Genomic DNA, 4,043 nt, shown 5'->3' with positions numbered 1-4,043 from the left:
TTACCAATACTTTTACCCCTAAAAGTCGAGTCAAATTCCCTTTGTATAATGAATAACTAATTGATTTCTACATCCTTTTCAAAAAAGGGTTTTGAAAATATTTTAGGCGATGAAAATCGGATATTTATTTATATTTCGCTTCATTATCCAACTTCCTTAGCCTCACCACTATGAAAACAAAAGTTTTTATTCTGTTTACTTTGATTGGAGTCGTTACAAATTCCTGTAAAGACCATCTCCCTGATCCGGCGCCCGTTGTGGCTGCATTTGAAAACAAAGCCTGGAACGCAATAGGAGGTTCATCGAGCGGTGAAGCTATTGCGGTTGATGCGTTAGGAAACGTTTACGTTGTAGGCGATTACAAATTTAGTGTAGCATTTGATCAAGTTTCGCTTGATTCGGGCGTAGAACGTATGCCTTTTCTGGCAAAATACAACCCACTTGGAAAGATAATGTGGGTAGAGCAGATCGGTATCTCTGGAGCAGCCAGCGGTCTCGCACTCGACAACAATGGAAATGTGTATGTGACTGGTTTTTTCGGTAAGGCAGCCGATTATGACAGATCCCTCGTCAATGGGAAGGGAAGAGTTATTCTTATAAAATATGATCAGAATGGAAAGTTGGTTTGGCTCAATGCCGTTGGGACGGAAGAAAAGGAACAAGGAATTGCTGGCAGGGGAATTGCCATTGATCGCGATGGAAACATAGCGTTGACAGGTTATTTCAGTGGAACGGCAGCTTTTGGAAAGGACGTTTTCAAATCATTGATGAAAGGACCTCAGTCTGAGAGTAGCAGTGATGGTTTTATTACTAAAATAAGTTCAGATGGAAGCTTCCAATGGGCTAAGCAGGTTGGTGGCAACGATGATGACCAAGGATATCACGTAGCAATTGATCCTGAAGGAAATGTCGTAGCGAGTGGTATTTTTACTGACAAAGCCTCTTTCGAAGGAACTACTTTAACCGGGGAGAGTAAGAAATATTATGGCAATAATTACTTGGTAAAATATAACGGGAAAGGTGATTTGAAGTGGGTAACCAAGGAGTTTGGCGGGCCATTGGTAACTGATGTGAATGGAAATATTTTTACAACAACTCTAACGGAAACCGGGTTTGACATCGTAAAATTGAGTAAAGGAGGCAATGTAGAGTGGAGAAAAGAAGGATCAAGAAGCGGTTTTTCGTCTCTGGCGGCCAGTTCTGATGGAAATATTTATTTAACGAGCAATTTTACCTCCCAAACGACAATTGAAGGACAAACCTTCAAATCGGAAGGACTGTCAGATATTCTACTGGTAAAGTACTCTACCAACGGAAATTTTCAGTGGGCCAGAAGAGATGGAGGTAAAGTGGATGAAATCCCATTTGCCATCACATTGGGTAACAACGGCAATATTTACCTGACAGGAACACTTGCTGGCGAATTGAAACCAACCAAAAAAGTATCAATTACATTGGCTGATACTCCTCTTGAATCTGAGGGAAGTAATATGTTTGTAACCAGGTATAAAGAGTAAAAACTGTATGAATTCAGGCAGTTTTAATTTTCATCAATACCGATACTTCTGCCCCTGAAAATCGAAGATAACTACCCGTTCTCCTGTATTGCCTTTAATCAAAAGCACCTTATCGGTTTGCGTCGTGTCCATGCGCTGGTAGTATTCGGCGTCTTTAGGTAGGTACAGGTTGGTCAACTGCGCGTCCTGAATCGCGTAGGGCGAGTGCGTCCGCTCGATTTCATCGCGCGGATTGAGCTTGACAGAAGGATAAAGAACGGTGTCACCGGGGGCGTAATTTTCGATAATTTTTTCGGCGGTGAGCATGTAAGGGTTCGGTCCACGCGGATTGACAAAGTAAGTGTACTTCGGGTCGCGATCCTGGTAGATTCTAATCAGCAGATTCCCAATAAAGTAAGCCTGGATTCCCAACACTACTCCTAAAACCAATTGCATAGGCTTGGGAATTCGCAATAATTCCCGAAGCATCATGGCCACAAAGATGATCGAGTACGGAAAGGAAAAACCAGAGTACCGTTGGGTCAAGCCGTAAGTATGGTTGTTCTTGAAAGACATGACCACCAAAAAAAGCGTAGGTACTACGGCCAAAATACCCGTGAACCATAGCAGGGAGGTCTTGGTGTCGGTGGTACGGAGGTAAAGTACCCACAGATAAATGAACGCTGGAAAGGCCGCCAGTACCACATACTGCAAGCGTGGGACGGTGTAAAGCGGCATAGCGGCGACCAGCAATAGCCCAAAGATCGCCACCAACCATAATGGACGATTCGAACCTTTAAGGTAGCTGTGCAGCAACCAGGTCGCGCCCAAACCAAAGGCTAAAGCCAAAGCCATATTTCTGATCCCAAGCGTGTCGATTTGTCCTAGTCCATTGGAGAACATAAGCAAATCAGCCCAAATAGGGGACGATTTGATGCCCACATTGGTCAGCGTGGCGGGCAGGATGATCGCGAAAGGATTATCGTAAGGATGGGTTTGGGCCAATTCGCCGTAGAGTTTCGCCTGGTAAGCGAGGGTCTGGAAGGTGTACTTGCCACCACCGAAAATAAACCAAAGCGACACCAGCCCCACCCCAACTACCGCTGTCAGTACAAATGGTACCCAACGCTTGACGGGACGCAGGAAAAACAGGGCATAAAGCCCGTGACACAGGAAAACCGTCAGGGTGAGGTAGTGGGAGAGCAGGCTCGTCACAAACACCAATCCGTAAAATAGGTAAAGCCTCAGAGGTATCTTCGAAGGGGAAGATTCACGCTGGTAATACTCGATGATCAGTAAGAAAAGGTGGGTAGCCAACAGCGTCAGGAAAAAACTCATCGAGTAGTTTCGCGCCTGATGACTGTAAGCCACAAAAAAGGGTTCGATAGCGGCGAGGAAGGCACTTAGCAAAGCCAAAGGCTCCGATTGGAAGTGCCGCATGACGAAGACATAGAGCAGCGCCACGATCAGGGTGCTGAAAATCACGGAAAGAAAACGTACCGCAAAGTCGCTTAGTCCGAATAACTTAGTCCAAACCCAGAACACGCCGTAGTAAGCAGGGCTGTTGCCGATGTCGCCCCGAATATTGGCTTCGATAAAATCGCCGAAGTTCTTTTCCTTCCAAAACTCCCTGGGAGTAAAGTACTTTTTGCCCGGCGTGAAAAAGACATCTTTTTGATTGGCCCCTTCCATAACCACGCCCTGCGAAATGACCATGGTGTATTTCTCGTCCAGAAAAATACCATAGCTCCCGGATTTGTAAACCCGCAGCGCAAAAGCCAGTACTACAATAGAGATAAAAAGGTACTTGGGCGGGAATTTCATTCAGCAAAAATCGGCGGCAATTGATTTCGAGCTATCGTAGTTTTATGTTCACTTTTTTACGTGAACGGGTATCTTGTTGAGTGAACAGGCGATGATGAACTGAGCCGAGAACACGTGTTTGATCACGGGTACTTTTTCCAGGAAAGGCTGTATAGCATAAATAAGCTTGGCGGGTCCCGTTGGGAAGAAGAAAGGAACAAAGCCTACGTATGACCAATGGTCTACCTGACCTCCGGCGTGGCGAATCCATTTTTTGAGCTGCCATTCGAAGAAAGACTGCTCTTCGTGTTCGATGTGGTACTTAGAGGTTTTCTCGATCAGTTTCAGAATGGGATTGTTCCCATTGGGCTCCATGATGATGATGTTGTCGGCCAGTTTGAAGGCGTTTCTCAGGGCTAATTGCTGATCGGCTAAGTGGTGAAGTACCCCACGAATCACCCCGACGTCGTACTTCTTTTCCGGCACGGGAAGGTTTGGGTCAAGAAGATTGATCGTGTCAAACTTAACATCAGGGTAGTTTTTAGAGGCAATTTCGATAGCCTTTTCGGCGGGATCGAAACCCGTAACTTCCAGGTGGGGAAAGTTTTGCTTGATATTATTGGTATAAACGCCGTCGCCGCAGCCAATGTCGATCAGTGTCTCGTATTCCGGTTTTATAAATTTGAATATTTCGTCGGAGATACGCTTGTTGGCGACGTGCGATGAAAACTGGGCATTGGTCGT

Annotated in this window: 3 protein-coding genes; 1 reads left to right on the top strand and 2 read right to left on the bottom strand. The window is 45.5% G+C overall.

Translation table 11 applies throughout. The features are described from left to right. The first annotated feature begins 170 nt into the window (after positions 1 to 170). Complete coding sequence (locus ACEW8P_RS24095; protein ID WP_373515613.1) at positions 171 to 1,517, top strand: SBBP repeat-containing protein; 1,347 nt, start codon at positions 171 to 173, stop codon at positions 1,515 to 1,517. A 33-nt stretch (positions 1,518 to 1,550) separates the two neighbouring features. Here ACEW8P_RS24095 and ACEW8P_RS24090 read toward each other — a convergent pair whose 3' ends face one another. Further along, entirely contained in the window at positions 1,551 to 3,320 is a 1,770-nt protein-coding gene (locus ACEW8P_RS24090) for a glycosyltransferase family 39 protein (RefSeq protein WP_373515612.1), read from the bottom strand. 48 nt (positions 3,321 to 3,368) lie between these two features. Continuing rightward, a partial coding sequence (locus ACEW8P_RS24085) for a trans-aconitate 2-methyltransferase (protein ID WP_373515611.1) occupies positions 3,369 to 4,043 on the bottom strand: 675 nt, incomplete at its 5' end.

It is taken from the genome of Persicitalea sp., assembly GCF_041751555.1.
In the GTDB taxonomy this organism is placed as follows: Bacteria; Bacteroidota; Bacteroidia; order Cytophagales; family Spirosomataceae; genus Persicitalea.
The sequence above is the reverse complement of the archived record's forward strand: the minus strand, read 5'-3'. Positions and strand labels throughout refer to the sequence as shown.